This is a genomic window from Allobosea sp. (genome assembly GCF_035999205.1).
In the GTDB taxonomy this organism is placed as follows: Bacteria; Pseudomonadota; Alphaproteobacteria; order Rhizobiales; family Beijerinckiaceae; genus Allobosea.
The window spans coordinates 198200-225069 of sequence record NZ_DASYHA010000015.1; the positions used below are offsets into that span (position 1 = coordinate 198200).

The following is a 26870-nucleotide window of genomic DNA, read 5'->3' on the forward strand; positions in this document are numbered from 1 at the left end:
TCTCAGTACCCGGAGAGGATGACCTGGACCGGTTCCTTCTCCTTACCGGTCACGGTCACGCTGTCATAGACCGAGCCGCCCTCGCGAAAGAAGGCGTCCTCATCGCCCCAGATCACCTGCGTCGTGACGAAGTACTCGCCCGGCGCGACGTTCTCGAAGGCGAAGCGGCCATTGGCCTTCGCCTTGGTCGTGCGGGTGTATTCGCCATAGGCGGGATCGGGATTGTCGTCGCGCGGATAGTCGCGATGCGGCACATATTTGCGGCTGCCGTAGAAATTCCGGAAGCGCTCGCGGGAATAGGCGGTGGCCGGTACGAGCCGCACCACTTCGCCGGCCGCGTTGACGACCACGCCGCTCGGCTTGGTGCGGAAAGCGTGGCCGACGACGGCCGTCGTGCCCGGCTTCTTGATGAAGGCGGCTTCCTCGACGGAAAAGGCGACGGTCGCTGGCTGGCGGCTCTGGCAGCCCGCCACGACAACAGCCATGCCAGCCGCCAGCGATGCGGCCGCGATGCGTCCGATCTTCATGCTGTCTTTGCCCCCCGCGGCGCCGTCGTCACCAGGAAGACGCCGAGGAGGATGATGCAACCTGCCGCGACCTGCCGCAACTCCAGCGTTTCCCCGAGCACGAGGACGCCCATGATCGCTGCCACGGTCGGAACGAGATAGCCGGTCATCGCAGCGCGCGTCGGCCCGGCGGCGCGGATCAGCCGCATGAAGACCGTCATCGGAATCGCGGTGCAGATGATGCCGAGCATCAGCATGGCGGCCCAGTGATCGGACAGCACGAGCAGGCTGGCCGGCCCGACGACAATGAGCGTGAGGAGCAGGGCGACGCCGCCCGAGCAGACCTGCTGGCCGAGCGCGAGCCGCATCGGGTCGCCGGAGGCGGCCGGCACGGCGCGGACATAGAGATTGCCTGCGGCATAGCTGAGCATGGTCCCGACCATGGCGAGCACGCTCAGCGTCGTTGCGCCGCCCTCGAACAGGCGAGGGCCGATCAGCAGCGCCACGCCGGCCAGCCCGATCAGGATGCCGGCGAGCCGGCGCCCGTTGAGATGCTCCTCGGCGAAGATCATGTGCGCGACGAGGGCGGTGACCAGCGGTCCCGCGGCCTGGATCATCGCCGCCGGCCCGCTCGCGAGCTGGATCAAGGCGTAGGCGACGAGGATGTTGGGGAGCCAGCCATTGGTCGCGCCGAGGATCAGCCAGTGACGGACCTCATGGCGTCGTGGCAGCGGGCTCTGGCCGAGCCAGCGGATCCACAGCGCGAGCGACGCCGCGCCGAGCAGACCACGCCCCGCCGCTATGGCGAAGGGCGAGACCTGCCCGCTCATCAGCTTGATGAAGAGATAGCTCGAGCCCCAGAAGAAGGAGCAGACCAGCAAGTTTGTGGCGATGAAGCCGCGGCTGGGCTCGAGCGCTGGCGAGCCCTCAGGAGCGATAGTCGCCATTGATCTCGACATAGGCCTTGGTCAGGTCGCAGGTCCAGACCGTCGACTTGCCGCGCCCCAGCCCGAGATCGGCGGTGATGACGATGTGCTCGCCCTTCATGTAGTCGGAGACGGCGGTCTCGTCATAGGATGGGGCGCGGGCGCCCTGCTGCGCCACCATGATCTCGCCGAAGGAGATGTCGAGGCGGTCGCGGTCGGCAGGCTCGCCGGCCTTGCCGACGGCCATGACGACGCGGCCCCAATTGGCGTCCTCGCCGGCGATCGCGGTCTTGACCAGCGGTGAATTGGCGATCGAGAGCGCGACGCGCTTGGCCGAGCGCGCGGAAGCCGCACCCTTGACCTGCACCTCGACGAATTTCCGCGCACCCTCGCCATCCTTGCAGACGAGATGGGCGAGTTCGAGCAGGAGCGAGTTCAGGGCGCGCTTGAAGCCGGAGAGGCGGGCATCGCCGATCTCGGTGATCGCGGGAACGCCGCGGGCGGCAGCCTTGCCGGTGGCGAAGAGCATCAGCGTGTCGGAGGTCGAGGTGTCGCTGTCGACCGTCACGGCGTTGAACGAACCCTTCACGCCCTTCGAGAGCAGGGCCTGCAGCACGGGGGCGGCGATCGGCGCATCGGTGAAGACGAAGGAGAGCATCGTCGCCATGTCCGGCGCGATCATCCCCGCGCCCTTGGCGATGCCGGCGAGCACGACCTCCTTGCCGTCGATCTTGGCCTTGCGGGTCAGTGCCTTGGGGAAGGTGTCGGTGGTCATGATCGCGCGGGCGGCGTCGATCCAGGGACCGTCGGCGACGCGCTTGGCGCAGTCCTGCAATACGCCCTCGAATTTGGTCGCGTCGAGCGGCTCGCCGATCACGCCGGTGGAGGCGATGAAGACCTCCTCCGGCCTGCAGCCGGCGGCCTTGGCCGCGATCTTCGCGGTCAGCGCGACCGAGTCACGGCCCTTCAGGCCGGTGAAGGCGTTGGCGTTGCCGGAATTGACGACGATGGCGCGGGCCGAACCCTGCTTCAGGTTCTCGCGGCACCAGTCGACCGGGGCGGAGGGGCATTTCGAGCGGGTGAAGACGCCGGCGACCTGCGTGCCCTCGTCGAGCAGGGCGAACCAGACGTCCTGGCGGCCCTTGTAGCGGATGCCGGCCTCGGCCGTGGCGAAGCGGACGCCGGGAACCGGGGGAACCTTGGGCTGGCGCTTGGGCGCGAGCGGGGAAACGGGAACATCCTTGCCGGCCATCGTGGCGTCTCCTGTGCGGGAGGCCGGTTTGCCGCAGGCCGATGACGAAAACAAGAAGGGCGGCCGCGAGGCCGCCCTTCCAATTTGACCGAAGCTGCGGCGTGTCCTGCGGCTCAGGGCTTCTTCGGCTCGGCCGGTGCGGCCGGTGCGGCCGGCGTCGCAGGCGCGGCAGGCTGGTCGAGGCGCTCGATCTTGGCCTTTTCGCGCAGGGCGACGATGATGTCCTGCTGGGCCTTGCGCTCGAGATACTGGTCGATCTGCGGCTTGACGGCCGCGAAATCCGGCAGCGGCTTGGTGCGCTTGTCCTCGAGCTTGATGACGTGCCAGCCGAACTGGCTCTTCACCGGCTCGGAGACCTGGCCCTTGTTCAGCTTGAAGGCAGCGTCAGCGAATTCCGGCACCATGCGGTCCTTGGTGAACCAGCCGAGCGAACCGCCTTCCTTGCCCGAGCCCGGGTCCTTAGAGAGTTCGGCCGCAACCTTGGCGAAGTCCTCACCCTTTTTCAGGCGCTCGGCGACGGCCTTGGCCTGGGCCTCGTCCTCGACGAGGATGTGGCGCGCATTGACCTCCTCCTCGGGCGCCATGGCCTTGGTGGTCTCGTCGTAGAGCTTCTTGGCGGCCTCCGGCGTCGCAGCCTTCCTGCCCTCGGCGGTCAGATACTGGTCGAGCAGGACCTTCTCGCGGAAATAGGCGAGGCGGGCGGCAAAGTCCGGGGTGTCGGCGATCTTGGCGGCCGCGGCGGCCTTGGCGCCGAGCTTGAGGTCGACGAGATAGTTGATCACCTCGTCGCGCTTGCGCTCGTCCGGAAGCTGGGCGAGGCGCTCGCCGAGGTCTTCCGTCGCCAGCGCGATCTCGCGCTCGGTGATGTTGATGCCATCGACCTTGGCGATGACCTTGTCGGCCTGTGCGAATACCGGCGTCGCGACGAGGGCGAGGCCGAGCGAGAGCATGCCGAGACGTGACAACTTCATGGGGGCGCCCTTTACGGAGTATGCCGAAAGCGTTGATCGCGGCTGCACTGCCAGTTGAACGCGGCAAAGGCAAGGCGTCTGAGTGCGTTGTCGTGCGCCATCACGAAGCTTTGCCCGAGGGGGCGCCAGCGTTGGCTTCCCTTGCGTCGTGCAGAGACCCGTTGCCGGCGGCCTTGGAAGAGGCGACGGGAAACCTTACATCGGGCACCGTCCGGTGCTCTTTGGCCGCGCGCCCGCACAAGGCGCGTAACGAGTGCAAGGCGGCGCTGGACCGCGCACCCGCACGCGTCTAAACACGCGTCGCATCGAGAATTCAGGGTTTCGGCTGGACGCGGCATCGACGCCGCGAGGCCGGAAACCGATATCACCGAAAGGCCCAACATGCTTGGCGCGCTCGCAAAGAAACTCTTCGGCTCGGCGAATGATCGCCGCGTCAAGGGCTATGGCCCCCGGGTCGCGGCGATCAATGCGCTGGAAAAGGAGCTGGCGGCGCTCAGCGACGAGGCGCTGCAGGCTCGCACCGGCGAGTTCCGGCAGAAGCTGGCCGACGGCGCCAAGCTCGACGATCTGCTGGTGCCTGCCTTCGCGACGGTGCGCGAGGCGGCCAAGCGCGTCCTCGGCCAGCGCCCCTACGACGTCCAGCTCATCGGTGGCATGGTGCTGCATGAGGGCGCCATCTCCGAAATGAAGACCGGCGAAGGCAAGACGCTGGTCGCGACCCTGCCGACCTATCTGAACGCGCTCGAAGGCAAGGGCGTCCACGTCGTCACGGTGAACGACTACCTCGCCCGCCGCGACGCGGAGTGGATGGCGAAGCTCTACAACTTCCTGGGCTTGTCCGTCGGCATCATCGTCCATGGCATCGAGGACGAGGAGCGCCAGCGCGCCTATGCCTGCGACATCACCTACGGCACCAACAACGAATTCGGCTTCGACTACCTGCGCGACAACATGAAGTACGAGGTCGCGCAGATGTCCCAGCGCGGCCACCATTTCGCGATCGTCGACGAGGTCGATTCGATCCTGGTCGACGAGGCGCGCACGCCACTGATCATCTCCGGCCCGCTCGACGACAAGTCGGACCTGTACGTCTCGATCGACAAGGTCCTGCCGGGTCTGGTCGCCGGCGACTACGATGTCGACGAGAAGCAGCGCACCGTCTCGCTGACCGAGGCCGGCAACGAGCATATCGAGGAGCTGCTGCGCGAGGCGGGGCTGCTCAAGGAGGGCGACCTCTACGACGCCCACAACGTCACGCTCGTCCACCACGTCAACCAGGCGCTGCGGGCGCACACGCTCTTCGCCCGCGACAAGGACTACATCGTCCGCGGCGACGAGGTCGTCATCATCGACGAGTTCACCGGCCGCATGATGCAGGGGCGGCGTTACTCGGAAGGCCTGCACCAGGCGCTGGAGGCCAAGGAACACGTCACTGTCCAGCCCGAGAATGCGACGCTGGCCTCGATCACCTTCCAGAACTATTTCCGGCTCTATTCCAAGCTGGCGGGCATGACCGGCACGGCCGCGACCGAGGCCGACGAGTTCTTCCAGATCTACAAGCTCGAGGTTGTCGAAATCCCGACCAACGTCCCGGTCGCCCGCAAGGACGAGGACGACGAGGTTTACCGCACCTTCGAGGAAAAGGTTCGCGGCGTCATCCGCGAGATCAAGGCGGCGCAGGAGAATGGGCAGCCGCTGCTCGTCGGCACGACCTCGATCGAGCGCTCCGAGCTGGTCGCCGAGATGCTGGAGAAGGAGGGCTTCAAGCTCATCGACTTCACCGATCCCAAGGCGCTGGAGCCGATCTACGAGGCCGCGCGGCAGGGCAAGCCGTCCAAGTCATTTGCCGTGCTGAACGCCCGCTTCCACGAGCAGGAAGCCTATATCGTCGCCCAGGCCGGCGTGCCCGGCGCGATCACCATCGCGACCAACATGGCCGGCCGCGGCACCGACATCCAGCTCGGCGGCAATGCCGAGATGCGGATCAACCACGACCTCGCCGGAATGGAGGCCGGGCCGGAGCGCGATGCCAAGGCCGCCGCGATCCGCGCCGAGGTCGCCGATTTCAAGCAGCGCGTCCTGAAGGCCGGCGGGCTCTACATCGTCGGCACCGAGCGTCATGAGAGCCGGCGCATCGACAACCAGCTGCGTGGCCGTGCCGGCCGCCAGGGCGACCCCGGCCGCTCGAAGTTCTTCCTGTCGCTTCAGGACGACCTGATGCGGATCTTCGGCTCCGACCGGATGGACGGGATGCTGCAGAAGCTCGGCCTCAAGGAGGACGAGGCGATCGTCCATCCCTGGATCAACAAGGCGGTCGAGAAGGCGCAGGGCAAGGTCGAGGCGCGCAACTTCGACATCCGCAAGAACATCCTGAAGTACGACGACGTCATGAACGACCAGCGCAAGGTCGTCTTCGAGCAGCGCCGCGACTTCATGAAGCAGGCGAGCGTGCGCGAGACCACCGACGACATGCGCCACGGCGTCTGCGAGGATCTCGTGGCCCGGCATATTCCCGAGGAAGCCTATCCCGAGCAGTGGGATACCGCGGCCCTCAAGGAAGGGGTGCTGCAATACCTCAATCTCGACCTCCCGATCGAGGAGTGGGCGAAGGAAGAGGGCATCGCCGATGCGGAGCTGCGCGAGCGCATCCGCAAGCTCGCGGACGAGGACTATGCCGCGCGCATCGAGCGCAACACCGACGAGGTCATGACCTATGTCGAGAAGCAGGTGCTGCTGCAGACGCTCGATACGCTCTGGCGCGAGCACCTCGTCACACTCGATCATCTCCGGCAGGTCATCGGCTGGCGCGGCTATGCCCAGCGCGATCCGCTGCAGGAGTACAAGCAGGAAGCCTTCGAGCTATTCGACAGCCTGATCGGCCGGCTGCGCGAGCAGGTCACCGGCAACCTCATGCGCATCGAGGTCCGCTTCGAGCAGCCGGAGGAGGTCGCGCCGCCTCAGGACACGCTGCCTTCGCCCTTCGGGGGATATGGCGGCGGTGGCACGCAATTCGCGGCCATCGAGGCCGACACCGCCGTGCTCGACCGCGACCCCAACGACCCCTCGAGCTGGGGTCGCGTCGGCCGCAACGAGCCCTGCCCCTGTGGCTCCGGCAAGAAGTTCAAGCACTGCCACGGGCAGTACGTCTAAGGCTGCCTTTCCGGGGGCATTCGTGACGTCCTTCCGGACAGGCCGCGCAGCCGCGTCGCTCCGGAATTCATCGGAGGTCGCCCAGCTCGACGATGGATTCCGGGCTCTGTTTCGCCGCGTCCGGAATGGCGAGGTCGGGATGGGCCGACCACCAAACCCCTGAGCCTTCGTCGAATCATGGCGGGGCTGGACGCTGGCCGCTGTCGCGTCGCACAATCGCGTACCGTAGCGCAGCGCGAGTGAGCCCATGCCCGGATCGGCCAGCCATCCCCTCCCGAAGACCAGCAAAGGGCGCTTCTTCGAGGATTTCCATCTCGGCGATGCGATCGTGCATGCGACGCCGCGCACGGTGACCGCCGGCGATGTCGCGCTTTACACGGCGATCTACGGTCCTCGTTTCGCGGTCCAGTCCTCGGATGCCTTCGCCCGGGCGATCGGCTATCCGGCCGCGCCGATCGACGACCTGCTCGTCTTCCACATCGTCTTCGGCAAGACGGTGCCGGATATCTCGATCAACGCGGTTGCCAATCTCGGCTACGCCGATGGCCGCTTTTTGAAGCCGGTCTTCCCCGGAGACACGCTGTCGGCGACATCCGAGGTGATCGGGCTGAAACAGACCTCGGCCGGGGATGCCGGCATCGTCTATGTCCGTTCGGTCGGCCGCAATCAGCATGGCGAGATCGTGCTGAGTTACGCCCGCTGGGTTCTGGTGCGAAAGCGTCAGCCAGGCACGCCGGCCCATGCCGAGCAGGTGCCCGAGCTGCCGAAGGCGGTGCTGCCGGAGCAGCTCGGCGGCGGCTGTCCTACGGTCGAACTCACGGCCTATGACGATGCGCTGGCCGGATCGGCCTTTCGCTGGGGCGAGTATGCCGTGGGCGAGCGCATCGACCATGTCGACGGCATGACGGTGGAGGAGGCCGAGCACCAGATCGCGACGCGCCTCTACCAGAACACCGCCAAGGTGCATTTCGATGCGCACGGTGCGCGCGAAACCCGTTTCGGCAAGCGGCTGATCTATGGCGGCCATGTCATCAGCCTGGCGAGGGCGCTCTCCTTCAACGGGCTCGGCAACGCCTTCCACATCGCCGCGATCAATGGCGGGCGCCATGTCGCGCCGCTCTTTGCGGGCGATACGGTCTTCGCCTGGAGCGAGGTTCTCGAGGTGGCGGAACTGCCCGAGCGCGCAGATGTCGGCGCCTTGCGGCTGCGGCTGGTTGCGACCAAGAACCTGCCTTGTGGCGATCATCCGCTGAAGTTGGGTGAGCAGTACGCGCCGGATGTCATCCTCGACCTCGATTATTGGGCGTTGCTGCCGCGCTAGCTCAGGCCTTGTCGGCGCCGCGCCGTGCGGGGAGCAGTCGCACTTAATGGTTTGGAGTCGATCTTCTGCGACAAGGCGCGCGTCTTACCCGTGCGGCGAGCGACAGCTAACGGTAACGAATGACAGATTTTGTATTCTGTCACTTGGCCGGGGGGATGCCGCATTGCAGCAGGGTTCCGGTTTCGTTACAGAGCCAAACACTCTAGAACGATCCCAAATGGATAAGGCCTGCTGACGGGCCACTCTAGTCGGAGAACGATCTTGGCCGAGGTCAAACAGGCGGCGCGCCCGCTCTCGCCGCATCTGCAGATCTACCGTTGGTCCTGGACCATGGCGATGTCGATCGCGCATCGCGTCACCGGCTCCGCGCTCTATGCCGGCACGGTGCTGATCGCGGCCTGGCTGGTGGCTGCGGCGTCGGGGCCGGAGGCGTTCGCGACAGCGCAGGCGATCGCCGGCTCCTTCCTCGGCCGGCTCGTGCTGTTCCTCTATTCCTTCGCGCTGCTGCACCACATGGTCGGCGGCCTGCGCCATTTCGTCTGGGATATGGGCCACGGCTACGACCCGCAGACCCGGATGAATCTGGCCAAGTACAGCGTCTTCGTTTCAGGCGGGCTGACCGTGCTCGTCTGGATCGTCGCCTACGCGGTTCGTTGAGGAGCGAGACGATGCTTTCCAACTCGTCCATGCGCACGCCGCTGGCCCGCGTCCGCGGTCTCGGCTCGGCCAAGTCCGGCACCGGCCATTTCTGGCTCCAGCGCGTCACCGCCGTTGCCAACGTCATCCTGACGGTGATCTTCCTCGGCGTCGTGATCTGCCTCGTCGGCAAGCCCTATCCGGCCGCGATCGCGATCCTGGCGCATCCGCTGGTGGCGATCCTGATGCTGCTCTTCATCATCTCGGGCTGCATCCATATGCGGCTCGGCATGCAGGTCATCATCGAGGACTACATCCATGGCGAGGGTCTCAAGATCCTGGCAGTCATGGCCAACACCTTCTTCGCGATCGCGATCGGCGCCGCCTGCGCTTTCGCGGTGCTGAAGCTCTCGTTTGGAGGCTGATCCGATGGCGATCACCAGAGCCCGCCCGGTCCCGGCCTATGCCGGCCAGGCCTATCCGATCACCGACCACACCTTCGACGTCGTCGTCGTCGGCGCTGGCGGCGCCGGCCTTCGCGCCACCGTCGGCTGCTCGCAGGCCGGCCTGCGCACGGCTTGCATCTCGAAGGTGTTCCCGACGCGCTCGCACACCGTCGCGGCCCAGGGCGGCGTCGCTGCCTCGCTCGGCAACATGGGCAAGGACACCTGGCAGTGGCACATGTTCGACACCGTGAAGGGGTCGGACTGGCTCGGCGACCAGGATGCGATCGAATATCTCGTCCGCAACGCGCCGGCTGCGGTCTACGAGCTCGAGCATTGGGGCGTGCCGTTCTCGCGTACCGAGGACGGCAAGATCTACCAGCGCCCCTTCGGCGGCATGACAACCGAATTCGGCGAGGGGCCGCCGGCCCAGCGCACCTGCGCCGCGGCCGACCGCACCGGCCATGCCATGCTGCACACGCTCTACGGCCAGGCGCTGCGCTACAACACCGAGTTCTTCATCGAGTATTTCGCCATCGACCTGATCATGGACGATGACGGCCATTGCCGCGGCGTGATCGCGCTCAAGCTCGATGACGGCACGATCCATCGCTTCCGTGCCCAGCAAACGATTCTGGCGACCGGCGGCTATGGCCGCTCCTACTTCTCCGCGACCTCGGCCCATACCTGCACCGGCGACGGCGGCGGCATGGTGCTGCGCGCCGGCCTGCCGATGCAGGACATGGAGTTCGTGCAGTTCCACCCGACCGGCATCTACGGCTCCGGCTGCCTGATCACCGAGGGCGCACGCGGCGAGGGCGGCTATCTGACGAATTCCGAGGGCGAGCGCTTCATGGAGCGCTATGCCCCGTCGGCCAAGGACCTTGCCTCGCGCGACGTCGTCTCGCGCTCGATGACGATGGAGATCCGGGCTGGCCGCGGCGTCGGCAAGAACAAGGATCACATCTACCTGCATCTCGACCATCTCGACCCGAAGATCCTGCATGAGCGCCTGCCGGGCATCTCCGAGAGCGCCAAGATCTTCGCCGGCGTGGACGTCACGCGCGAGCCGATCCCGGTGCTGCCGACGGTGCACTACAACATGGGCGGCATACCCACGAACTTCCACGGCGAGGTGCTGACCAAGGTCGACGGCAATCCGGACCAGGTCGTGCCGGGCCTGATGGCGATCGGCGAGGCGGCCTGCGTCTCGGTGCATGGCGCCAATCGCCTCGGTTCCAACTCGCTGATCGACCTCGTCGTCTTCGGCCGTGCGGCCGGGCTGCGCTGCGCCGATACGGTCACTGCCGGCGAGAAGCAGCCGGAGCTGCCGAAGAACTCGGCCGATCTCTCGCTGACCCGCCTCGACCGCTACCGCAACGCCTCGGGCGGTACGCCGACTGCGGAACTGCGCGGCCGCATGCAGCGCACCATGCAGGACAATTGCGCGGTCTACCGCACCGGCGAGACGTTGGAAGAGGGCCACAAGCTGATCCACGAGGTCTGGGCTGGCATCACCGATATCGGCACTACCGACCGTTCGCTGATCTGGAACTCGGATCTGATCGAGACGCTCGAATTCGAGAACCTGATCACCCAGGCCGTCGTCACCATGGACTCGGCGCTGCAGCGTCCGGAGAGCCGCGGCGCCCATGCGCGCGAGGACTATCCGAACCGCGACGACAAGGACTGGATGAAGCACACGCTCGCCTGGATTGACGACGAGAAGCGCACCGTCACGCTCGATGACCGGCCGGTGCACACCTACACGCTCTCGAACGACATCGAGTACATCAAGCCCAAGGCGCGGGTGTATTGAGGACGATCTGACAGATGGCCGAATTCAATCTCCCGCAGAACTCCCGCCTCGTCGCGGGCAAGACCTGGCCGAAGCCGGCCGGCGCCAGCAAGCTGACCGAGTTCAAGGTCTATCGCTGGAGCCCGGACGACAGCGAGAATCCGCGCTCTGACACCTATTACGTCGACCGCGAGGATTGCGGGCCGATGGTCCTGGACGCGCTGATCTGGATCAAGTCCAAGGTCGATCCGACGCTGACCTTCCGCCGCTCCTGCCGCGAAGGCATCTGCGGTTCCTGCGCCATGAACATGGATGGCAAGAACGGCCTCGCCTGCACCACCGGCATCGACGAATGTGGCTCGAAGGGCAAGGTCGCGATCTACCCGCTGCCGCATATGCCCGTCATCAAGGACCTCGTCCCGGACCTGACGCGCTTCTACGCCCAGCACGCCTCGATCGAGCCCTGGCTCAAGACGACGACGCCGGCACCCGAGAAGGAATGGGCCCAGGCCAAGGACGACCGCGAGAAGCTCGACGGCCTCTATGAGTGCATCCTGTGCGCCTGCTGCTCGACCTCCTGCCCGAGCTACTGGTGGAACGGCGACCGCTATCTCGGCCCGGCCGCGCTGCTGCAGGCCTATCGCTGGCTGATCGACTCGCGCGACGAGGCGACCGGCGAGCGCCTCGACAATCTGGAAGACCCCTTCCGGCTCTATCGCTGCCACACCATCATGAACTGCGCGAACGCCTGCCCAAAGGGCCTGAACCCGGCCAAGGCGATCGCTGAGGTCAAGAAGATGATGGTGACGCGCCAGGTTTGAGCGAGCGAAAATCCGCGAGCGCGGCCGTCTGACGCGACGGCCTGCGCTTCCGGTGCTCACGTACTGATGTACGCCCCGCTCCGGCTCTCGGCCGCCACGCCAGCCGACTCACGCTGGCGAATTTACGCTGCGGCCCGCCGGTCGCATATTCAGTTGATATACCGCCCCGGCCTGAATGGCGTCGGGTCGACCGGCGGCGTCTCGCCGCAGACCAGCGCGGCGATGATCTCGGCCGTGATCGGGCCAGTCGAGAAGCCGAGATGCTGGTTGCCGAAGGCGAGCCAGAGGCCGGGATGGCGCGGAGCCACGCCGATCATCGGCAGGGAATCCGGCAGGGTCGGACGGGCGCCGCGCCAGGTTTCGCCGGCGAATTCCTTCAAGGGGAAGGCCTCGCGGGCGCTCTTCGTCACAGCGTCGATCTGGCGGTGTTCGTCGGCGGCGTCGCGATGGCTGAGATCGACGCCGCTGGTGATGCGATAGCCCTGCTCCATCGGCGCCATGAAATAGGCGGCGTCGACGTCGTATACCGGGCGGGCCAGGCTCGCACCTTTCTCCGCTTGAAGATGGCGGTGATAGCCGCGCTCGACATCGAGCTTGCTGTCGAGGCCTAGCGGCGCGAGCAGGTCCATGCTCCAGGGGCCGAGCGCGACGATCGCGATCTGCGCATCGAAGGTGCCCTTGTCTGTCCGCGCCTGCCAGCCGTCACCGTTGCGGGCGAGGGCTTCGACCTTGGCCTGCACGATCCTGCCGCCGCGCTTGGCGAAGAGCTCGGCATAGGCCTGAGTGACGGCACCGGGCGAATCCACCGAGGCGTTCTCGAGGCAGAGCAGCCCGGCGTGGAAAATCGGGTTGAGCCCGGGCTCGACGCCCGAGATAGCCTGCCGGTCGAGCACCTGAGAGGTGATGCCATGGGCCGCCAGGAAGTCCTGCTCCGCCTTGGCGGCGGCGTGTCCGGCTTCGGTGCGCCAGACCTTGAGCGTGCCGGTCTCGCGCAGGCGATGCGAGACACCGGCCTCCGCCATCAGGGCGCGATGGCGCTCGACCGTGCTCGCGGTCAGGGATTCGAGCGCGGCGATGCGGGCGGAGGCCTGAGAGGGGCGCGCCTCCCAGAGGAAACGCAGCAGCCAACCGGGGCGGGTTACGGCCCGCTTCCAGTTCAGGTTCAGCGCCGGGTGGCGATTGCCGAGATAGCTCGCGAGCTTGCCGAACAGGCCGGGATTGTTCAACGGCACGATCGAGGAACGCGCGAGCACCCCGGCATTGCCATAGGAGGTCTCGCGGCCGGGTTTGCGCCGGTCGATCAGGGTGACGTCGAAGCCGCGCTTCTGGAGCGAAAGCGCGCAGGAGACGCCGACCATGCCGGCGCCGAGAACGAGGGCTGTGCGTGTCACGCGGATTCAGTCTCTGCCGGGGCTTTCAGCCAATGGTCGAGGAAGCGGTCGAGCCAGAGCCGGATCGCCGGGTCGTGCTGGTACCAGCCTTCGAGATGCTGGTGCCGGAGTTGGGCGCCGGGCATCAGCGTGCGCTCATGGCCGCGCACGCCCCAGCGGCACATCATCGCCGGGGTGACCTCGGGGTGGAACTGGATGCCGTAGCAGCGCGATTCAGCCTTGATCGCCTGCACCGGAAAATCGCCGCCGGTGGCGAGGCAGTCCGCGCCGGTCGGGCAGTCGAAACCGTCGCGATGCCATTGATACACTGTACCAGGCCAGTCGAAGCCGGCCTCAAGCGCGTGGTCGCGGCCGGCATCGGTCTGGTCGAGCTTGTAGTAGCCGACCTCGGCGCGGCCCTCGCCATGGGTATAGACGCGCGCGCCCATGTGCTTGGCCATCATCTGCGCGCCCAGGCAGATGCCGAGAAAGGCGGCGTCCTCCTTCAGGCAGGTGCCGATCCAGTCGATCTCGGTCTTGACGAAGTCGTCGGGATCATTGGCTCCCATCGGCCCGCCGAAAATAACCGCGCCAGCATGCTCGCGCATGGTCTGCGGCAGCGGATCTCCGAAGCGGGGCTTGCGGATGTCGAGGGCATGGCCGCGCGCCTGAAGCAGGCGCCCGACACGGCCCGGCGTCGACTGCTCCTGGTGCAGGACGACGAGAACCGGCTTGGGGGCTGGCTTGCGCGGCCGGGCGGAACCGGTCCGAGCCTGCCGTGCTCTGCGCGTGCGCACCGGGACGATCGGGCTGGCGAGGAAGGCGTGGTCGTTCATCGCGGGATCAAATGCGTCCGGGCGCGGTCTCGAAGGGTCGGTGGGCAAACACGCCATGCCATGATGGGAGAATGCGGTCGCATGATGGGGGAGGCAAGCAATTAGTGGGCCGTTGCCGCATGGCAAGGCCGCTCGGAATGCATGCCGGAGGCGTGGAACCTGCCACGACTGCGGTCCAACGTCGCTGTTCCGCTCGATTTCGCGCTACGCGTCCCGAATGCGGCGGGCGATCAGTTCGACCAGTCCACGGACGGTCGTCACTTGCTGCAGTTCGTCATCCGCCGGGGAAAGGTCCTTGTCGAATTCACGCTCGATCGCGTTTCCGATGAGGATGAGGTCGTCGGCCGTCAGATTGACATCATCGAGGGCGGCGTCGAGCCGCAGTGCGGCCCGATCGACAAGCCCCTCCGTCGCGATGATGTCGAGGAGGCGCGCAAGCAGTTCAGCTTCCTTGGCGTTCAATTCGGACATCATTGCATCCTCGCGCAGGGCAGGGCGGGCGGGTTTGCTGGTAGCACTCACCAGCCAGTGTCGCTTGGCTACAGCATGTCGGCGCGTGCTGTTCGCGCCATTCGATCATTCGCTGCAGGGAACCAAATGATGCCCCACCAGCGTTCCATTGCCGAAGCCGCTCTCGGGCGGCACCCGGAGCGCAGATCATGTTCAATCTGTTCGAGGCCTTTTCCAACCGTATCGAGGACCAATCACGCGAGTTCGAAGCGACGCTGTCGCGGATCGGCTCTCGACGCCTCGCCACAATCGGCGATGCCTTGCCGATGGTGCCGGCGGCAACGCCCGAGCCCGCTGGCATCGAGCCGGTCGCGACCGAGCTGGTGCAGCCGACGCGCGGCTCGAAGAAGCTCGCGAAAGCGTCGACCGCCTTCGCCAGATGGAGCGACCGGGCAGGCGACGCGTGGTGCGAACGCTAGCGCCACATGCCGCGCATCTGGGCCCGGATGTCGATCCTGGGACCGGCGCTCGCCGATCGGCTCGCCTCGGCGACGGCCCGCGGCCACTGGCAGCGCTCGAACTGCCCCAGCATCGCATTCGGGATGAAGCGCGTGCGATTGGCGTAGACGTGGCGGTCACCGGTCGATGACTGGCCGTGCGTGAAGAACCGTTGCGGCACCATGAGACGCAGATCATCCTTGGCGCGGGTCATCGCGACATAGAGCAGGCGCCGCTCTTCCTCGATCTCCTCGGACGTGCCAACGCCGAGGTCGGAGGGAATGCAGCCATCCACCACATTCATCACGAAGACCGACTTCCACTCCTGCCCTTTGGCTGAATGGATCGTCGACAGGATCAGGTAGTCCTCGTCGAGCAAAGGTATCCCGGCCTGATCGCTGGTGGCATCGGGAGGGTCCAGTGTCAGCTCCGTCAGGAAGCGCTCGCGGGACGGATAGCCGCCGGCGATCTGCTCGAGCTGCACGAGATCGGCCTGGCGCGTCGCAGCATCCTCGTGAATGCGCTCGAGATGCGGCTCATACCATCGCCGCGCGCGCTCGATCTCGCCTGGCCAGCCGGCGCGCGCCGAGCGAAGCTCGGCGACCGCATCCACGAACTCCGGCCAGTCGTCGCCCGCGCGGGGCGGAGCCGGCACCTGGGCGAGTCCTTCGACAAGGTTCGCAGCATCCCCGAGATGATCGAGCACGCGCTGGGCCGATGTCGGCCCAACGCCCGGCAGCAATTGTAGCACGCGGAAGCCGGCGACGCGGTCTCGTGGGTTCTCCACGAAGCGCAGCAGGGCGAGCAGATCCTTCACATGCGCGGCGTCGAGAAACTTCAGGCCGCCGAACTTCACGAAGGGGATGTTTCGCCGCGTCAGTTCGATTTCGAGCGGGCCGCTGTGATGCGAGGCGCGGAACAGCACGGCCTGCTGCTTGAGCGTCGAGCCCCCCTCACGGTTCTCCAGAATCGTCTCGGCAATGAACCGAGCTTGATCGGCCTCGTCCCTGACATGGACCAGTTGCGGCGGCGTGCCGTTCGCCCGGTCGGTCCAGAGGTTCTTCGTGAAGCGCTCGGCGGCGAGGTCGATGACGGCGTTCGCGGCCGCGAGAATGGCGCTGGTGGAACGATAGTTCTGATCGAGGGTGATGATCTCGGCCGCCTGTGCGAAGGCCGCCGGAAAATCCAGGATGTTGCGCACCGTCGCAGCCCTGAACGAATAGATCGACTGTGCATCGTCGCCGACGACGGTCAGTCCCCGGCCATCGGGCTTCATCGCCAGCAGGATCGAGGACTGCAGGCGGTTGGTGTCCTGATATTCGTCGACCATGACGTGATCGAAGCGTTCGCCGATCTCGGCCGCGATCGCAGGGACCGTCATGGCCTGGGCCCAGTAGAGCAGCAGGTCGTCGTAGTCGAGGACGTTCTGTGCCTGCTTGGCTTCGACATAGGCGGCGAACAGCTCCTTCAGTTCGGCCGCCCAGGCCACGCACCAGGGATAGGAGCGCCCCAGCACATCCTCGATCGGTTGTTCGGCATTGACGCAGCGCGAGTAGATGGCGAGGCAGGTGCCCTTGGTCGGAAAGCGTGCCTCGGTCTTCGAGAAGCCGAGCTCATGCCGGACCAAATTCATCTGGTCGGCCGCGTCCTCGCGGTCATGGATGGTGAAGGCCGGATCGAGCCCGAGCCGGTCTGCCTGGTCCCGCAGGATGCGGGCGCCGATGCCGTGGAATGTCCCGGCCCAGGTCAACGCATCCGCCAGCACGCCTGCCCCGTCGCCGAGCACCTTGCGCGCGATCCGCTCGACACGCTTCGACATCTCGGCGGCCGCGCGCCTGGAAAACGTCATCAGCAGGATACGGCGCGGGTCGGCGCCGCTAACGAGGAGATGAGCGACGCGGTGGGCCAGCGTGTTGGTCTTGCCCGAGCCGGCCCCGGCAATGATGAGCAGCGGCGGCGCAGGCGTTGCCCCACCGCCATGCGTGACCGCCCGCCGCTGTGCGGGGTTCAAGGCGTCGAGATAGCTTGGCGCCGCGGTTGGCGTATCAATGGCGAGCATGCCCGGAATCGATCATGATTCGTGCTTTGTTCGCAATGCGGATTCGCTTGCTGCTTGAAACGGCGGGGCATGCGCCGGCGCGCTCAGATTGCCGGGCTCCTCACTCCGTCACGACATAGGAGACGCGATCGATGCCGTGGCGGGCGAGCTTGTCGTAGAAGGTCTTGCGGGGGATGCCCAACATTTCAAGGGTTGCGCGGACATCGCCACGATTGGCTTCCAGAGCATCCCGGATCAGGTTGGCCTCGATCACGTTGAGACGCTCGGGCAGGCTCGCCGCAGCGACATCACCTTGAACCGCCGCCGCCGGCATGTCGGCGACGACACCGAGCGCCACCCGTTCCGCGAAATGGACGAGCTCGCGGACATTGCCGGTCCAGGCGTTCTCGACGAGATGGCGCTCGACGCCGCGGTCCAGCACCGGCACGTCGCGCCCATATTTCCGCGCCGCGCGGGCGAGGAACTGAGCGAAGAGCAGCGGTACATCGCGACGGCGCTCGCGCAACGGTGGAATTCGCAATGTCACGACGTTGAGACGGTAGAACAGATCCTCGCGGAAGTCCCCTCGCTGTGCCGGATCGCCGAGATCGAGTTTCGTCGCCGCGACGACGCGCAGATCGACGCGGCGCCGCTCATTCGAGCCTAGCGGCGTGATTTCACGGCCTTCCAGAACCCGCAGCAGCTTGACCTGCGCCGCCGGCGGCATGCTTTCCAGCTCGTCGAGGAAGAGCGTGCCGCCGCTCGAATGCTCGATCCGGCCGACGCGCTTCTTCTGGGCACCGGTGAACGCGCCGGCTTCGTAACCGAAGAGCTCGCTCTCGATCACGCTCTCGGGCAGCGCCCCGCAGTTGAGCGCGACGAAAGGCTTGTCGCGGCGGCGGCCCTGCTGGTGCAGCAGGTTGGCGACGACCTCCTTGCCCGTGCCGGTCTCGCCCAGGACCAGCACGTCGACATCGACATCGGCGAGATCGCGGATGGTCTGACGCAGGCGCACGATCGCTGGAGCCTCCCCGAGCAGCGCGGTGTCCTCCTCCGGCGCCGCAGCGAGCGAGCGCAACCGCCGGTTCTCGATGACGAGCGCGCGCTTCTCGACCGCACGCCTCAAGGTCTCGACCAGGCGGCTGGTGGAATAGGGCTTGGCGATGAAGTCGTAAGCGCCCTCGCTCATCGCCTCAACCGCCATGGCGACATCGGCGTGGCCGGAGATCACGACCACCGGAATATCGGCGTCCAGCCCCCGCAAGCGCCTGAAAAGCGCGATGCCGTCCATGCCGGGCATGCGCACATCGGTGACGACGACGCCCGCATAGTCCGCACCAATGTGGTCAAGAGCCGACTGGGCCGAGGCGAACGGCACCGCCGCGAAGCCGGCGAGGCGCAGCGCCTGCACATTCGCGTCGCGCAGGTCCGGATCGTCGTCGACGAAGGCGACTTCGATGGCGCTCTGGTCGCTGGCGGGACCGGTCATGTGGCTCTCTTCAGGCGGATGGTGAAGGTGCTGCCCTCGCCTGGGCGACTCGTCGCGGAGAGCGTGCCGCCGAAGGAGGTTACGATGTCGTGCGAGATCACCAGCCCGAGGCCGAGCCCGCGCGGCTTTGTGGTGCGGAACGGAGCGAAGAGCGCGGCCAGGGCGCCTTCATCAAGGCCCGGCCCATTGTCTACGATGGCGATGTCGACGTCCTCGGCTCGTATCGCGACTTCGATCGCGAGCCGTGGCGCTCGTCCGTCGCGCCCCGCCGCCATGGCCTCGATCGCGTTGCGCATGAGATTGACGAGGACCTGCTCGAGCTCGACCGGCCGGGCCAGCACGCGGACCGGCTCGGCCAATGACGGGAGCTTCGGCGCGACGCCCGCCTGTCGAAGCGCGGCGTCGATGATCATCAGCGCGCCGTCGATCGCCTCGCCGAGATCGACGGGGGCATGCGGGCCGCTGCCACGCCTGGCGAAGCCGCGCAGGGTGTCAGTGATTGTGCCGATGCGCTCGGTCAGCCCGACGACCTTGGCCAATGCGCCATCGGCGCCAGCCGCATCGGCGCGACCGAGGAAGGCGCGGGCATTCTCGGCATAGGTTCGCATCGCAGCGAGCGGCTGGTTGATCTCATGTGCGACGCCTGCCGTGACCTGGCCGAGCGTCGCCAGGCGGTTGGCCTTCGCCAGCTCCTCGCGCGCATCGGACAGGCGTTCCTGCGCTCGGGCACGCTCGGCCATCTCCTCGACGAGCCGGTCGTTCGCGCCGGCCAGCGCGACGGTGCGCTCGGCGACACGCCGTTCGAGTTCTGCCTTGACCTGCGCTTCGGCACTGCGCCTGGCGAGATTGACCTGGCGGCGCCACAGGACAAGCGCGCCGAGCGCGGCGCCGGGCATGAGCAAGAGCGCAACGAGGGTCTGCAGACGGACCTGGTCGTTACGGATCGCCGCGTCGACCGGCATGAGCACTTCGAGCTGCCAGTCTGTGGTCGGGATCGGAATGCGCGCGCTGACATGCCGGCCGGCCGCAGCGCCCGCGCCGCGCACGATCTCGCCATCGCGCCGCAAGGGCAGCAGAGTGAGGGGCGCTGCGCCGAACTGCAGCGACTGCCTGATCTCGGCCGCCACCTGAGGGGCGAGTTCGATCTGCGTCCGGAACTGCCAGTCCGGGATGGTCGAGAGCAGCACGACGCCGCGCCCATCGACGACATAGGTCTGGCCGCCTAGGGCCCGCCAATCGGCCTCGACCTGATCGAACTCGACCTTGACGACGATGACGCCGAGCGGCTCCCTGCCGTCATCGACGCGGCTGGTGATGTACAGGCCCGGCCGCTTGCTGACCGTGCCGAGCGCGAACTGCTCCGCCATGCCGCCCGCGACCGCACCGCTGAAATAGTCCCGGAAGGCATAGTCGTTGCCGACGAAACTCGTCGGCTCGCGCCAATTGCTGGCGGCGATTGCGACCCCGTCCTTGCCCAGCGCATAGATTACCGCCGCGCGCGTCTCGCGGGCAATCGCCTCCAGCTTCAGGTCGAGCGCGTGCTTGTCACCGCCTCGCAGGGCCGTGCGCACGTCCGGGTCGCGCGCCAGAATCACGGGCAGTGCGCGCTGCTTCTCCAGCTCGCCACGCAGGATCGCGAGCCCCAGCGTCCCGGCATCCGCCGCGCGGGCGCGCATCGTCGCGATGGCCTGGCTGCGGCCGGCATCGCTCGCGATCACGAAGGCGACGCTGGCAACAGCCACCATCAGAAGCGCCAAGGCGACCCAGAGGCGGCGCCCGGCGGCCCGTCGACCACTCTCGTCCGGCAGCGTTTTGCTCATGACTTATTATGTGCGGAATTTCGCACAGATCAACATGATCACGTGCGGCAAACCGCCATTCGCTCAGCGAAGAGCGATCTTTGAACTCAAATAAGATATTGAAATCAAAAAGCTAATTTCAAAAGAGCAAGTTGGCACAACGATTGCCAAACAGGGCGCAGCGGCGTCGAGAGCAGAAGAACCCGCGAGCACGCCCCAAGGAGGAAATCATGGCGATCACGCTAGACCAGGCGCCGGCCCAGCCGGCGCGTCCCCGCAAATTCTACCAGCACCTCTACGTTCAGGTGCTCGCGGCCATCGCGGCCGGCATCCTGCTCGGCCACTTCTGGCCTGAGCAAGGCGCGGCCCTCAAGCCGCTCGGCGACGCCTTCATCAAGCTGGTGAAGATGATCATCGCTCCGGTGATCTTCCTGACCGTCTCGACCGGTATCGCCGGAATGAGCGACATGCAGAAGGTCGGGCGCGTCGCCGGGAAGGCGATGATCTACTTCCTGACCTTCTCGACACTGGCGCTCGTCGTCGGCCTCGTCGTCGGCAATCTCGTCCAGCCGGGGAGCGGCCTCCACATCAACCCAGCCAGCCTCGACGTGAAGGCAGTGCAGGGCTATGCCACGCAGGCTCATGACGCCAGCGTCGTCGGCTTCCTGCAGAACATCATCCCGAACACGATCGTCGGCGCCTTCGCCTCCGGCGACATTCTGCAAGTGCTGTTCTTCTCCGTGCTGTTCGGCCTGTCGCTCTCGATGGTCGGCGAGCGCGGCAAGCCTGTGATCGACTTCCTTCAGGCCCTGTCGGCCCCGATCTTCAAGCTCGTCGCGATCCTGATGAAGGCGGCCCCGCTCGGTGCGTTCGGCGCCATGGCCTTCACCATCGGCCGCTACGGCATCGGGTCCGTCGCCAATCTGGCGATGCTGATCGGCACCTTCTATCTGACCTCGGCGATCTTCGTGCTCGTCGTGCTCGGCGCGGTCGCCCGCTACAACGGCTTCTCGATCCTGGCGTTGATCGGCTACATCAAGGACGAGATCCTGCTGGTGATCGGCACCTCCTCCTCGGAAGCGGCCCTGCCGACCCTGATGGAGAAAATGGAGGCGGCCGGCTGCAAGCGCTCGGTCGTCGGACTCGTCGTGCCGACCGGTTATTCCTTCAATCTCGACGGCACCAATATCTACATGACGCTGGCCGCCCTGTTCATCGCCCAGGCGATGGACATCCACCTGCCGCTCGGCGACCAGATCCTGCTGCTGCTCGTCGCGATGCTGAGTTCGAAGGGAGCGGCCGGCATCACCGGCGCGGGCTTCATCACGCTTGCCGCCACGCTGTCCGTCGTTCCGGCGGTGCCTGTCGCGGGCATGGCGCTGATCCTCGGCATCGACCGCTTCATGTCGGAGTGCCGCGCTGTGACCAACTTCATCGGCAATGCCGTCGCGACGATCGTGGTGGCGCGCTGGGAGGGGGAACTCGACCAGGATCAGCTCAAGGCGGCCCTCAGCGGCGGCCTGCCGGACCCGCTGGACGAGCCGCTTCTCGCTCCCGCCGAGTGAGCGCGCCGGTCGCCGGGGGCATGACGTCCGTTCAGTGCGCTGCGCACAACGCGGGCGATCAACAGACGGCACAGGGCGATCATCGACTTGCCCTGTGAATGGAATGAAGCGAGCCCAGCACGGGCGTGATCGATGGTCTCCGATCGACAGTGCCATCGCCTCGAGCCCCCGCCGATCGTCGGCAAGGCTTTGCCGGAGATCTGGAGCCCGCCTTGAGCGGGCATCCTGAACTGCCTCGGAGACGACAGCATTCAAACACCGGCGCCAGAATGGTGACCGGTCGGCGTCGGGCGCTCCAGAAGGGGATCTCGCTCCACGTTCCGGTATGTGCCCGGCCGAACAATCGGGAGCTGCTTCACCGGCCAGCGCCCTCAGCGCCTTTCCTGCTGCGCCTTCCAGGCCAGGTATTCGGCTTCGGCCTCCTGGGCGAGCGGGTAGTAGCGGCGAAGGTCGCCGCCCTTGGAGAGCATCATGCGCGAGAAGTCCTCCCACTCGGCATGATGGCTGCCGGCTTCGAGCAGCCTCTCGGCATACGCGATCGGCACGCAGATGGCCCCGTCATCGTCGGCAATGATGATGTCGCCCGGCCTGACATACGTGCCGCCGCAGGCGATCGGCACGTTCACCGCGTGCGGCATCAGAACCGTCTGCGTGTGAAAGTTCGGGCTGACGCCACGCATCCAGTAGCCGATGTCGAGCTTGAACGCCTTGGCGGCATCGCGGATGACGCCGTCGATGACCATGCCTTTCCCGCCCTTGCCGGCGAAGTAGGTCAGCATCATCTCGCCGAAGATGCCGCTCTCCATGTCGCCCCGTGCGTCGACGACGACGACGTCGCCGGCCTCGATGTGATACAACGCATGCCGATGAAGCTGCTTCTCGCGGTCGGCATATTCGTCGTCGCCATAGAGATCTTCACGCTTCGGCATGAACTGGAGGGTCACTGCGGGGCCCGCAATGACCTTGCCGCGCGAGTGGGGCACAGCCCCCGCGATCAAAGGGTTCCGGATCCCCATCTTGTAGAGTTCGCTCGATGCGGTGGCTGTGCCGATGCTGGCGAGCCCGTCGACCAGCGCCTTTGCCGGACGATTGATCTTGGGAATGTCGAACATGTGTCGTTCCTGATGGTTGGCGATGTGATCCGGTTCTCTTGAACGTCTCTTGCGATCGACGAAGTCGCGGGCGGGCCTCTCAAAGCCCGCCGACGACCGGATGCCAGTCCGGCCGGTAGGGGTCCTGGTGGAAGCGGGCGTAGTAGTCGCCCTTCTCCTCGTAGAGCGCGCCGTAATGGCGCATCTTGTCCTCGTCGATCGTGACGCCGAGACCCGGGCCCGTCGGCACGCGGATGGCGCCACCCTCGTACTTCATAAGCCCGCCCTCGATGATGTCGTCGGTCAGGTAGTGGTAGTGGGCGTCGCCGGCGAAGCTCATCTCGGGGATGGTCGCAGCGGTGTGCAGCATGGCGGCGAGCTCGATGCCGAACTCGGCGCCGGAATGCATGGCGACGCCGAGTCCGAAGGTGCGACAGACCGCCGAAAGGTCCTTCACCCCGCGCGGGCCTTCCCAGTAGTGGATGTCGGTCAGCACGATATCGACGGCGCCGAGCCGGATGGCGGGGCCGAGATCGTCGAACTTCGCCGGATACATATTGGTGGCGATCGGCGTTCGGACCGCTTTGCGCACGGCGGCATTGCCTTCCAGGCCCCAGGACGGATCCTCGAAATACTCCATCCCGACCGCCTCCAGCCGCTGGCCGATGCGGATCGCCGTCGGTACGGACCAGACGCCATTTGGGTCGATCCGCAGCCCGAAGTCAGGGCCCATGCGGTCGCGGCAGAGCTCGACGGCGCGCGCCTCGACATTCGGCTCGAAGACGCCGGCCTTCAGCTTCATCGCGGTGACGCCGAGGGTCTCGTGCAGCTCCTGGCAGAGATCGGCCATGTCCTCGGGGTGCTCGTCATGGCCGCCGCCCGGCCGGTCATAGCGCCAGAACAGATAGGCGATCATCGGGATGCGGTCGCGAACCGCTCCGCCGATCAGGTCGCAGAGCGGGCGGCCAAGCGCCTTGCCCTGGATGTCGAGGCAGGCCATCTCGATCGCGGCATAGAGCCGGGCGTTCGAGAGATAGTAGATCGCCCGCAGGGTCTTGAGCTTGATCAGCTCGAGATGGAACGGGTCCATGCCGATGATGCGCGACTTGAGCTTCGTCAGCGCGCCGCGCTGGTCGCCGCCGCCGACCTCGCCCAGGCCGACGATGCCCTCATCCGTCACCAGTTCGAGGATGGTGCGCAGGAAATAGCCGGGATGAACGCCGGTGTTGTGGCGAAGCTGCGCGTTGAGCGGGATCGCGACGCAGCGCACCCTCATGTCGACGATCTTCATCGTTCTCGTTTCTCCCTAGAGATGCATGCCGCCATCGACGAAGAGCGTCGTGCCGGTGACGTAGCGGGCGGCGTTCGAGGCTAGGAACAGCGCGACCTCTGCGCAGTCCTCCGGCGTGCCAAGGCGCCCCGCCGGGATGCGTGCGAGCACGGCGTCGCGATAGGCTGCATCAGCCAGCGCCTCGCGGTTGCGTGCGGTCGCGATCGCGCCGGGCGCCAGGACGTTGCAGGTGACCCCTTGGCCGGCGACCTGCCGGGCGATGTTGCGGACCATGCTTTCGAGCGCGGCCTTGCTGGCGGCATAGACCAGCATCTCGGGATGCTCCCGCACCTGCTGGATCGAGCCGATGGCGATCAGCCGGCCGAAGCCGCGCTCCGCCATGGCGGGCACGAAAGCCTGGATCAGGCGGTAGTTCGCCGCGAGGTTCAGCTCCCATTGCCGGTCGATCGAGGCGCGGTCGAAGCCGTGCCAGGGCTGCCTCTCCTGCAGCGCAGCGTTCAGGACGAGGATGTCGACCCCCCCGAGCGCCTGCCCGGCCGCTGCCACCAGCCGCTCGACTTCTTCGGGCCGAGACAGGTTGGCCGCGATGCCGAGGATGGCGCCGGCCTCGCGGCAGGCATCGTCCAGTTCCGCGCCGGGCGAGGGTGCATTGATGCAGACCTTGGCACCGGCGCCGGAAAGCGCCCTCGCGATGGCAATGCCTATCCCCTGCGACGAGCCCGTGACGAGCACGCGCCGACCCGCGAGATCCGGATGCAGCCCGCTCGCCTCAGTCATTGCGGTCGCCGAGCCTCGCATCGAAGGCGTCGCGCACGGCATCGCCGAGGAAGTTCAGCGCCAGCACGGTCATGAAGATCGCGAGCCCCGGAAAGAAGCTCATCCACCAGGACTGGTAGAACTGGATGCCCGTCGCGACCATGTAGCCCCAGCTCGGCGTCGGCGGCTGGACGCCGAGGCCGAGGAAGGACAGCGCGCTTTCAGTGATCAGAGCCTGCGAGGCCGAGAGAGAACCGTAGACGATGACGTTGCCGGAGACGTTCGGCCAGATGTGGCGAGACAGGATGCGCGAGGGGCTCGCTCCGGCCGCCCGTGCCGCCACGACATAGTCGACCTCGCGCAGGCTCAGCACCTCCGCCCGGACTAGGCGGGCGAAGCCGGGCATCTTGGTGATGGCGATGGCGAGCATCGCATTCATCAGGTCCGGGCCCAGCACGGCGACGATGGACAGCGCCAGCACCAAGAGCGGAAAGGCCAGGAAGGCATCCATCACCCGCATGATCAGCGCATCCCAGCGCCCACCGAGCCAGCCGGACACAAGCCCCAGCGCAGAGCCGACGATCAGGGCCAGGCCGATCGCGAAGACGACAACCTGCAGCGAAACCGTGGCCCCGTGCAGGACGCGCGACAGCACGTCGCGTCCGATCTCGTCGGTGCCGAACCAGTGCGCCGCGCTCGGTGGCATGGAGAAGGCGTCCGGATCGATGTCGGTCGGCGAATAGGGCGCGATCCAGGGAGCCAGCAATCCGAGCGTGACGATGAGGGCGAGCACGACCACGCCGAACTGTCCCTGCCAGGACGTCAGGATGCGGCGCAGGATGATCGCGCCCGGCGAGCGCGGTGCGCGCTGTTCAGGGACGGGCGAAGGCGGCATCGATCCGATCACGGCCACCATCGCCTCAGGCCTCGACCCGCGGGTCGAAAGCCCGGTAGAGCATGTCGGTCAGCAGGTTCACCAGGAACACTGCGATGACGATGAACAGGATCGCCCCCTGGATCACCGGAAAGTCGCGCTGGAAGATGCCGTCGACCAGCATCCTGCCGAGCCCCGGCAGCGCGAAGACCGTTTCGGTCACGACCGCGCCACCAAGTAGCGCACCGACCTGAAGGCCGATGACCGTGATGATCGGGATCAGCGCATTGCGCAGTGCATGGCGGATCAGGACGAGCCCCTCGCTCAGCCCCTTCGCCCGAGCGGTGCGGACATAGTCCATCGACAGCACCTGCAGCATCGAGGCTCGTGTCTGGCGCATCACCAGCGCCGCGAAGGCGGTGCCGATCGTCAGCGCCGGCATCACCATCAATTTCATGTTCTGGGCGGGATCGTCGAGGAAGCGGACATAGCCCGATGGCGGCAGCCAGCCGAGCTGCAGCGAGAACAGCATGATCAGCAGCACGCCCATCCAGAAATAGGGCACCGCCACCGAAGACATGGCGACGAGGCTCGCGGCGACGTCGATCAGCCCACCCCGAAAGCGCGCCGCGAGGATGCCGGCAGGCACGCCGATCGCCACCGCGATCAGGATCGAGAGGGCGCCCAGCTGCAGCGTGACCGGGATACGCGCCGCCAGCATCGCGCCGACATCCTCGCGTGTCCTGAGCGATCGGCCGAATTCACCCTGGGCGACGCGGGCGAGCCAGGTGACGTAGCGAATGGGCGCCGGCTGATCGAGACCGTACTCGACCCGCACGGCGGCACGCTGCTCGGGCGTGGCCTGCTCGCCGAGGATCGTCACCGTCGGATCGCCCGGCAGGAGATTGGTCAAGGAGAAGACGATGACGGTGACGAAGAAGGCCACCGGCAGCATCTGGACGAGCTTCCTACCGAGATAGCTGAGCACG

Annotated in this window: 23 protein-coding genes; 8 read left to right on the top strand and 15 right to left on the bottom strand. The window is 66.6% G+C overall.

Annotated features, from left to right (window positions below):
• Window positions 1–2: 2 nt before the first annotated feature.
• From VGN82_RS05235 to VGN82_RS05250, 4 genes are all read right to left on the bottom strand, one after another.
• Window positions 3–527: a carboxypeptidase regulatory-like domain-containing protein gene (locus tag VGN82_RS05235; protein ID WP_327525933.1), complete on the bottom strand. Its 525-nt coding sequence runs from the start codon at window positions 525–527 to the stop codon at window positions 3–5.
• Entirely contained in the window at window positions 524–1453 is a 930-nt protein-coding gene (locus VGN82_RS05240) for a DMT family transporter (protein ID WP_327525934.1), read from the bottom strand. The genes VGN82_RS05235 and VGN82_RS05240 overlap by 4 nt, the downstream gene beginning before the upstream one ends.
• Window positions 1434–2684: a bifunctional glutamate N-acetyltransferase/amino-acid acetyltransferase ArgJ gene (gene argJ, locus VGN82_RS05245; RefSeq protein WP_327525935.1), complete on the bottom strand. Its 1251-nt coding sequence runs from the start codon at window positions 2682–2684 to the stop codon at window positions 1434–1436. Before argJ ends, VGN82_RS05240 begins: the two co-directional genes overlap by 20 nt.
• 113 nt (window positions 2685–2797) lie before the next feature.
• A complete protein-coding gene (locus tag VGN82_RS05250) occupies window positions 2798–3655 on the bottom strand; it encodes a peptidylprolyl isomerase (protein WP_327525936.1) in 858 nt (285 codons plus the stop codon).
• A 381-nt stretch (window positions 3656–4036) separates the two neighbouring features.
• Between VGN82_RS05250 and secA the strand changes: the two genes are divergently transcribed.
• From secA to VGN82_RS05280, 6 genes are all read left to right on the top strand, one after another.
• Entirely contained in the window at window positions 4037–6805 is a 2769-nt protein-coding gene (gene secA / locus VGN82_RS05255; RefSeq protein ID WP_327525937.1) for a preprotein translocase subunit SecA, read from the top strand.
• A gap of 247 nt (window positions 6806–7052) precedes the next feature.
• Window positions 7053–8126, top strand: a complete 1074-nt coding sequence (locus VGN82_RS05260; RefSeq protein WP_327525938.1) for a MaoC family dehydratase — start codon at window positions 7053–7055, stop codon at window positions 8124–8126.
• A 261-nt stretch (window positions 8127–8387) separates the two neighbouring features.
• Window positions 8388–8783, top strand: coding sequence for a succinate dehydrogenase, cytochrome b556 subunit (sdhC, locus tag VGN82_RS05265; RefSeq protein ID WP_327525939.1), 396 nt, complete (start codon window positions 8388–8390; stop codon window positions 8781–8783).
• A gap of 11 nt (window positions 8784–8794) precedes the next feature.
• Entirely contained in the window at window positions 8795–9187 is a 393-nt protein-coding gene (sdhD, locus tag VGN82_RS05270; RefSeq protein WP_327525940.1) for a succinate dehydrogenase, hydrophobic membrane anchor protein, read from the top strand.
• Between the two features lie 4 nt (window positions 9188–9191).
• Window positions 9192–11024 carry a succinate dehydrogenase flavoprotein subunit gene (gene sdhA / locus VGN82_RS05275; protein ID WP_327525941.1) on the top strand — a complete coding sequence of 611 codons (1833 nt, stop codon included), beginning with the start codon at window positions 9192–9194 and terminating at the stop codon, window positions 11022–11024.
• A gap of 14 nt (window positions 11025–11038) precedes the next feature.
• The gene (locus VGN82_RS05280; RefSeq protein WP_327525942.1) at window positions 11039–11824 is read left to right on the top strand and encodes a succinate dehydrogenase iron-sulfur subunit; all 786 of its coding nucleotides are present in this window, start codon (window positions 11039–11041) and stop codon (window positions 11822–11824) included.
• Between the two features lie 149 nt (window positions 11825–11973).
• Here the strand turns inward: VGN82_RS05280 and VGN82_RS05285 are convergent, their stop codons facing one another.
• The 3 genes from VGN82_RS05285 to VGN82_RS05295 form a co-directional block, all read right to left on the bottom strand.
• Entirely contained in the window at window positions 11974–13215 is a 1242-nt protein-coding gene (locus VGN82_RS05285; RefSeq protein ID WP_327525943.1) for an NAD(P)/FAD-dependent oxidoreductase, read from the bottom strand.
• The gene (locus VGN82_RS05290) at window positions 13212–14030 is read right to left on the bottom strand and encodes a glutamine amidotransferase (protein WP_327525944.1); all 819 of its coding nucleotides are present in this window, start codon (window positions 14028–14030) and stop codon (window positions 13212–13214) included. Before VGN82_RS05290 ends, VGN82_RS05285 begins: the two co-directional genes overlap by 4 nt.
• A 204-nt stretch (window positions 14031–14234) precedes the next feature.
• Complete coding sequence (locus tag VGN82_RS05295) at window positions 14235–14492, bottom strand: hypothetical protein (RefSeq protein ID WP_327525945.1); 258 nt, start codon at window positions 14490–14492, stop codon at window positions 14235–14237.
• Between the two features lie 197 nt (window positions 14493–14689).
• On the opposite strand from VGN82_RS05295, the gene VGN82_RS05300 reads away from it, so the two are divergent.
• The gene (locus VGN82_RS05300; protein ID WP_327525946.1) at window positions 14690–14959 is read left to right on the top strand and encodes a hypothetical protein; all 270 of its coding nucleotides are present in this window, start codon (window positions 14690–14692) and stop codon (window positions 14957–14959) included.
• Here the strand turns inward: VGN82_RS05300 and VGN82_RS05305 are convergent.
• The 3 genes from VGN82_RS05305 to VGN82_RS05315 form a co-directional block, all read right to left on the bottom strand.
• A complete protein-coding gene (locus tag VGN82_RS05305) occupies window positions 14956–17037 on the bottom strand; it encodes an ATP-dependent helicase (protein ID WP_327525947.1) in 2082 nt (693 codons plus the stop codon). The genes VGN82_RS05300 and VGN82_RS05305 overlap by 4 nt on opposite strands.
• Window positions 17038–17137: 100 nt before the next feature.
• The gene (locus VGN82_RS05310; RefSeq protein WP_327525948.1) at window positions 17138–18505 is read right to left on the bottom strand and encodes a sigma-54-dependent transcriptional regulator; all 1368 of its coding nucleotides are present in this window, start codon (window positions 18503–18505) and stop codon (window positions 17138–17140) included.
• On the bottom strand, window positions 18502–20325 hold the full coding sequence (locus VGN82_RS05315) for a sensor histidine kinase (protein WP_327525949.1): 1824 nt from the start codon (window positions 20323–20325) through the stop codon (window positions 18502–18504). The genes VGN82_RS05310 and VGN82_RS05315 overlap by 4 nt, the downstream gene beginning before the upstream one ends.
• 209 nt (window positions 20326–20534) lie before the next feature.
• Here VGN82_RS05315 and VGN82_RS05320 point away from each other — a divergent pair, with 209 nt between their 5' ends.
• Window positions 20535–21869 carry a dicarboxylate/amino acid:cation symporter gene (locus tag VGN82_RS05320; protein ID WP_327525950.1) on the top strand — a complete coding sequence of 445 codons (1335 nt, stop codon included), beginning with the start codon at window positions 20535–20537 and terminating at the stop codon, window positions 21867–21869.
• A 371-nt stretch (window positions 21870–22240) separates the two neighbouring features.
• On the opposite strand, the gene VGN82_RS05325 is transcribed toward VGN82_RS05320, so the two are convergent.
• The 5 genes from VGN82_RS05325 to VGN82_RS05345 all read right to left on the bottom strand — a co-directional run bounded on the left by VGN82_RS05325 (window position 22241) and on the right by VGN82_RS05345 (window position 26869).
• Entirely contained in the window at window positions 22241–22981 is a 741-nt protein-coding gene (locus tag VGN82_RS05325; protein WP_327525951.1) for a ribonuclease activity regulator RraA, read from the bottom strand.
• 79 nt (window positions 22982–23060) lie between these two features.
• Window positions 23061–24251 carry an enolase C-terminal domain-like protein gene (locus VGN82_RS05330; RefSeq protein WP_327525952.1) on the bottom strand — a complete coding sequence of 397 codons (1191 nt, stop codon included), beginning with the start codon at window positions 24249–24251 and terminating at the stop codon, window positions 23061–23063.
• 15 nt (window positions 24252–24266) lie between these two features.
• Window positions 24267–25028, bottom strand: a complete 762-nt coding sequence (locus tag VGN82_RS05335) for an SDR family NAD(P)-dependent oxidoreductase (protein WP_327525953.1) — start codon at window positions 25026–25028, stop codon at window positions 24267–24269.
• Complete coding sequence (locus VGN82_RS05340) at window positions 25021–25902, bottom strand: ABC transporter permease (RefSeq protein ID WP_327525954.1); 882 nt, start codon at window positions 25900–25902, stop codon at window positions 25021–25023. The genes VGN82_RS05335 and VGN82_RS05340 overlap by 8 nt, the downstream gene beginning before the upstream one ends.
• Before the next feature lie 25 nt (window positions 25903–25927).
• Window positions 25928–26869, bottom strand: coding sequence for an ABC transporter permease (locus VGN82_RS05345; RefSeq protein WP_327525955.1), 942 nt, complete (start codon window positions 26867–26869; stop codon window positions 25928–25930).
• Between the last annotated feature and the right edge of the window lies 1 nt (window position 26870).